This is a genomic window from Sulfitobacter sediminilitoris (genome assembly GCF_010667575.1).
Classification (GTDB): Bacteria; Pseudomonadota; Alphaproteobacteria; order Rhodobacterales; family Rhodobacteraceae; genus Sulfitobacter; species Sulfitobacter sediminilitoris.
The window spans coordinates 1-545 of sequence record NZ_JAABNT010000095.1 but is presented as its reverse complement, the minus strand read 5'-3'; the positions used below and the strand labels follow the sequence as shown (position 1 = coordinate 545).

The following is a 545-nucleotide window of genomic DNA, read 5'->3' as shown; positions in this document are numbered from 1 at the left end:
GCCGTTGATTTTGATCTTGTTCTTGGTGCTCTGGAGACGGGGAGTTACGGGAGGAACTTCAATGGTACAAGTGATTCAGATGGGCTGATCCGGGCTGGGTTTACGGGCACGACTGAAGACCTTGTACTGAGTTTGACAGGCTACGATATGGATGATCCGCGAGAAGTTGAGATACTGCTGAACGGGGTGGGGTTGGGGTATCTTGGCATGACCGGGGATAACGGCACGGGCACGTTCCAGTTTGATATTCTGGCGTCGGATCAGCAGGTCGGCGACAACGTCATCGAGTTCCGGAATATCAATCCGAACTATACCTGGGGGATTACGGAATTATTGCTTGAACCGGGTGTAGCCGTTGATTTTGATCTTGTTCTTGGTGCTCTGGAGACGGGGAGTTACGGGAGGAACTTCAATGGTACAAGTGATTCAGATGGGCTGATCCGGGCTGGGTTTACGGGCACGACTGAAGACCTTGTACTGAGTTTGACAGGCTACGATATGGATGATCCGCGAGAAGTTGAGATACTGCTGAACGGGGTGGGGTT

At 51.9% G+C, this 545-nt stretch carries 1 protein-coding gene; it reads left to right on the top strand.

Going from position 1 to position 545, the window contains the following annotated elements; genetic code table 11:
- Positions 1-147: 147 nt before the first annotated feature.
- The coding region (locus GV827_RS23275) for a hypothetical protein (RefSeq protein ID WP_164356730.1) at positions 148-545 on the top strand (398 nt) is incomplete at its 3' end.